This is a genomic window from Priestia sp. YIM B13489 (genome assembly GCF_042787645.1).
Taxonomy (GTDB): domain Bacteria; phylum Bacillota; class Bacilli; order Bacillales; family Bacillaceae_H; genus Priestia; species Priestia megaterium.
This window is the reverse complement of the sequence record NZ_JBHZOQ010000026.1, coordinates 1-5,237: the sequence shown is the minus strand read 5'-3', so window position 1 is coordinate 5,237 and position 5,237 is coordinate 1. Positions and strand designations below refer to the sequence as shown.

The following is a 5,237-nucleotide window of genomic DNA, read 5'->3' as shown; positions in this document are numbered from 1 at the left end:
AGCCTTTTCTACACCGAGTTTGGCTCTCATATGTAATTCTTTTGGAATTTCAATTTGTTCAAGTTCTTGTTTTAGTTTATTCTTCATAAATACCAACGCCTTTCACTTGTTTACGAAGTTTAGCTAAAGCACGATATAAAATAGATTTGGCCGTGCCTAAAGGAATGGTCAACGTCTCAGCTATTTCCCTAAAAGAATAGCCTTCATAAAATCGTAAAATAACAACACTTTTTTCATCTTCATTTAATTCTTCCACTAATTGATGAAGGGATAATGTAAGGGGAATATCTTCAATATCTGAACCGATAATTTCCTCATGTTCTGGATGTAATTGAACGACCTTGCTATTCTTTCTTAGATGATCGATTGCACACCTAATGGTAATCTTGATTAACCATGTCTTAAAGTATTCTGGCTTTTTTAATGTATCTATGTTTTTAAAAGAACGGTATGCTACCTCCTGAACCACATCTAAGGCATCGTCCTTATTTTTAACATAGACATAAGCCATTCGATAAATATCTTGTTCATATGTCTGGAAAAGCTTCAAAAAAGCTTTGTCATTACCTTTTTGAGCTTTTTTAACAATCCTAATAATTGAAATCCTTCCTCTCTGCTTTTTCCTTTTATACTTATTAGACAATGTTAATTGGAGTTTGGCCTAAATTTTTATAAAAAAGACGAAAATATATAATTGGTATTTGCCGTTGCTTTCGTTAGAGATTAATGTTTTATGAATTTTTTAATTACCTTTTTATTAAAATAATTTAACGCATACAATATAGTGCTATGAGGAAACTACTTAAAATGCCTTTAGATATCTAAGATGAACTTCTAATATGCTACAGAAAAAGCTACTGATTCGCGACGAACCAGTAGCTTTTTCTATCCTTTTTATTTATTGTCATTAGTTATTTCCAAAGAGATATTCTGGTTCCCAATTTTATTACCCAAATAAGTAAATAAAATGGTACTACACGTAATCATCGTTACAATAACTGCTGCTAGTACTTTATAGTCGATAATTAGCTTTCCAGGATCTACGAGTAATAAAATATAGGTTAATATAATCCCTAATACTATTCCTATGATTAATCCAATTATGATATAGGTAGTAACCTGTGAAAGGACTATGTTTCGAATTCCTTTAGGCTTAACGCCCATTGTACGCAGTACAGCATATTCTTTTCTTTTTGAGTAGATATTATTTGCCAGCGAATTAAATACACCAACCATTGTACAGACAACCAAAGTTGCTATTACTACTATAAAGATACCCCAACGTTGATAAAACATGGATGTAGCTTGTTTAACGGATTGTTCATAGTTACTGATTTTAATTTCAGGAAACTGACTCTTTATTCCCTCAAGCTCATTGACTGCATCTTTTATATGTGTAGAATCTACATAAAGTGAATAGAAATCAACATCCATCAATTTTCCATTATTCCAATCCAGATAGGCATCCGCACCATTTAACATCTGCTTCTCTATAGAAGTAACGATATAGCTTCCATTTGGCTCAACAGCTTGTTTAGCTTCAGAGAACTCTCCTAATTGAACGGTTTGTCCTACTTTTAAATGATTTTGTTTTGCAAAACGCTCAGATATGATTAAGCTATTATCAGCAGGTTTACTTTTTAATTGAGACATTAGCCCTTGTGTTTGTAACCTTTCTAAATCAACTACTGCATAATCTATATTTATATTTTTGTCCTCTTCTTGTAAATACGCCAATCCTAAAGTGCTAAAATTACTAACAGACTCCACATCCGGTAACTTTTCTACTGCTTTAGTCAATTCTCTAGAGTTTATTTTTGTATTAGAAAGTCGAGTTTCAACAACAATAGGAGTTCGAAAATCATTTTTTAAACTCTCCTGTTCAGTTACTTGAATAGTCCTTAAGGTAACAGATCCAAACACAGCAATAATCATTAAGGAGCTTATTGTTAAAACAATCATTGTATTTTTTTTGACTTGAGGGATTAAATTTTTAATCGCTATGTAATATTCCTGGCCAAATATTTTTTGTCCAAAAGGTAATAGTCCTTCTAAAATTTGGGGTAACCATACAGGGAAAATGATAAAGAACGCCAATAGGATAACAACAGCAGCTATTAGTAGGAAAAAGACCCCATACTCACCCCTAGTTGGCAGCACTTGACTAGCTATTAGTAAGAATAAAGATACACCTATTAAAATCTTAAAAAGAATGACTCTAACTTTAGAATAGCCAAAATCTAAACGCTCATTTTTCTGCATAACCTTAAGAGGTAATATTTTCGCGCTTCTATAAGATGGTATCAATAAAAACAATTGAATGATGATAAAGATACATAAAGCGATAATAAGTGCAATTCCTAAATGAAACTGTGTTGGAGATGAAGAAATCTTAAAGAATTTGCCCATCCATGCATAAACGTATTTTTGACTTAAAAAAGTTACTAACAGGCCTATGCATATACCTGAAAAATTAATAATGATACTTTGAGTGAAAATTAATTGGCTTATTTGCTTTGTAGTGGCTCCTAATGAGCGCATAATAGCAAATTGATTTTTCATTTTATAAAGTAGTAACTCAAAGTTAGAAATAATTAAGAGTGAAGTCACTATTAACACTAAGAAGAATAATACAATAACAAACACTTGTAAGGATTGGAGATTATTCTTAACAAATGGATCTTGCTCTGCTACATCGATTCTTAAATCTTTGTCATACGATTTAATTTGATTCGACAATGTTAATACATTCGTGCCCTTTTTTGCTTTAATTAATAAGTAGGTAGCATCTGCATGTACATGCTCATTTAATCTGTTGTACTCTTTGGCTGTTTTCTGATTCATTAGGATCATGTCAGGAGCAATACCTGTAGCATCAAGGTCATTTATGACTTCTACTAAGGTAAAGGAGTGACCTTGAATAGACACTTTGTCTCCAACCTTAGCATGTAATGTTTTAGCTAGCGCTTTATTCATCGCTATAGAATCATCGTTTAAAAACTGTTTGAAATGATAACGACTCTTTGCCAAGTCACTGTTTTCTACACCTGCTGTGTAGGTAGAAGAGTTAATCTTATCTAGGGTAACATGCGTGATTGATACTCTAGATAGTTGCTCCACGTTCTTATTTTGTGCTATCTGCTCTGTTAAGCTAGGTGAAACAACTTTACTTTGATCGATGTTAAACCCCACAGATAAATCCATATCTCCATACATCTGCTTCAATTCATGTTTTAGAGTACTTTGAGCGTTAAATGAAAATAAAACCATGCTTAAAGTCAGCATGACTGCAATAGCGATACTAAGTATGGAGGAAAATACAATAAATTTATTGGTACGAAAAAGTCTAAATGCAAGTCCTTTCAATGATTTCATACTACTTGCCTCTTCGTAATCAGCTTAAACTTCTCCAAGATATATTCTAAATCGTTATGCGCATTACACTTGTATTCATCTACAATATAGCCATCATGAAAAAATAGCACACGATCTGCATACGTGGCCACGTGAGGGTCATGCGTGACTAACAAAATACTCTGTTTAAGTCTTGTTTTTGTGTCTACTAAAGCATTTAAAATGTCTACAGATGTATTAAAATCTAAATTTCCTGTAGGTTCATCAGCTAAGATGATAGGAGGTTCTGTAATAATGGCTCTTCCTATAGCTACACGTTGTTGTTGTCCACCTGACAGCTGAACAGGTCGATGAGATTTCCATTCTGTCAGTCCTATAAGTTCCATCACTTGATGTACCTTTGACGTAATGAGTCCTTCTTTTACTCCTTTTAGAATTAAAGGAAGGGAAATATTCTCCTCTACGGTTAAATCTTTTAACAAATGAAAGGACTGAAAGATAAAACCAATATTGTCTCTTCTATATAACGAGGCTTGAGGTTCCTGGAACATTTCTTTTGAATACTTTCCATTTACCTTAATAGATCCCGTTGTAGGTTCATCTAACGCACCTAAAATATTTAAGAGCGTACTTTTCCCTGAACCACTTGTCCCCATTACAGCAACCATTTCTCCTTTATACAGTTGAAAAGAGATATCTTTTAGTGCTTCTACTTGTTGCTGTTCACTCTTATAAATTTTTGATAAGTCTTTAATGTCTAATACTGTTTGTTTACTCATGTATTCACCTCGAAGTATGTTTTCATCACAAAAAATAAATCTGACCTTTCTTGTTGCAAGGAAACGTGTTCTGAACCCTTTGCCACCTACAAGTAGTACGTCTATAAATGGAAAAAGTTTCATAATTGCGTAAAAATAACTATAAATTTTTATCATCTGCTTTTTATATAGCTTCTTTTATTACAAAATTTTTTCCGATAACATGTCTTATGTTAACTACAAAAGTATACTTTTACGAACTTATAGAAAACCTATATTTTTATTAAATTGGTGTAAAATCGCTTTATATGACCAATGGAAATGAATAACTACCTAACATATGATATGATGGATAATTAAGGAATAAATGTATAGCTAGCGAGGGAATTTCAAATGAGAAAGTTGAAAGAATCTTACTCTTGGGTTGTAGCAGGGCTCCTGTTGTCTAGTGCCTTTGTCAATTTTGTTTGGAAAGGAAAAACTTGGCCAGGATACTATACTTTGTGTACATTATTGATATTAATCATTATAAAGATAATGCTATATAACTATGAAAAGAGTGAGAATGAAAAAAAGTAATACATCACACTTTAGGTTTGCTGTATTACTTTTTTATTTGGCCATAATTTGCTAACACCTTACATTGTGAATGAGGTAGTTACATATAGAGGAATGAAAAAGGAGGCTAAGTGTGGGATTATTTTTTAGAAAGATTGACCCTGATAAAGATAGTAAATATAGACAATGGTTAAATTCCATGTTGCCAGTCGCGATGCTAATAAACTTAATAAATAGTTTGTTTCTAAATTGGGGATGGCTTTATTGGACAATGGCCATTGTAATTGGCATACTGGCTATTTTAATATTTAAGGAATATAAAGATGAGAATTAAAGGCTGCATAAAACATCTGTTTTTTATACAAAGAATTTAAATTTGGGACTTAAAGAAAGACTGTCAAATCAATAATGTATAAAAAGCTGCATAAAGCATAAATTCAAAAAGCAAACGAGCCCTTGTGTACCAAGGAATCGTTTTTTTGCTTGGTTCCGGAAAGAGTGATTATGTTAACTGATTTTGTATATTATATTCACTTTTCATATTAGCATTCGAAACTTTTATTAGTA

4 protein-coding genes are annotated in these 5,237 nt (G+C 32.2%); 1 reads left to right on the top strand and 3 read right to left on the bottom strand.

The genetic code is table 11. From position 1 onward, the window contains the following. Window positions 1–76: 76 nt before the first annotated feature. The 3 genes from ACFX4W_RS01670 to ACFX4W_RS01660 all read right to left on the bottom strand — a co-directional run bounded on the left by ACFX4W_RS01670 (window position 77) and on the right by ACFX4W_RS01660 (window position 4,133). A complete protein-coding gene (locus ACFX4W_RS01670) occupies window positions 77–604 on the bottom strand; it encodes an RNA polymerase sigma factor (protein WP_098548504.1) in 528 nt (175 codons plus the stop codon). A gap of 290 nt (window positions 605–894) precedes the next feature. Then, the gene (locus ACFX4W_RS01665; RefSeq protein WP_377559200.1) at window positions 895–3,375 is read right to left on the bottom strand and encodes an FtsX-like permease family protein; all 2,481 of its coding nucleotides are present in this window, start codon (window positions 3,373–3,375) and stop codon (window positions 895–897) included. After that, window positions 3,372–4,133, bottom strand: a complete 762-nt coding sequence (locus ACFX4W_RS01660; protein ID WP_308358887.1) for an ABC transporter ATP-binding protein — start codon at window positions 4,131–4,133, stop codon at window positions 3,372–3,374. Before ACFX4W_RS01660 ends, ACFX4W_RS01665 begins: the two co-directional genes overlap by 4 nt. Window positions 4,134–4,803: 670 nt before the next feature. On the opposite strand from ACFX4W_RS01660, the gene ACFX4W_RS01655 reads away from it, so the two are divergent. Continuing rightward, the gene (locus tag ACFX4W_RS01655) at window positions 4,804–5,004 is read left to right on the top strand and encodes a hypothetical protein (RefSeq protein WP_218812993.1); all 201 of its coding nucleotides are present in this window, start codon (window positions 4,804–4,806) and stop codon (window positions 5,002–5,004) included. The last annotated feature ends 233 nt before the right edge of the window (window positions 5,005–5,237 follow it).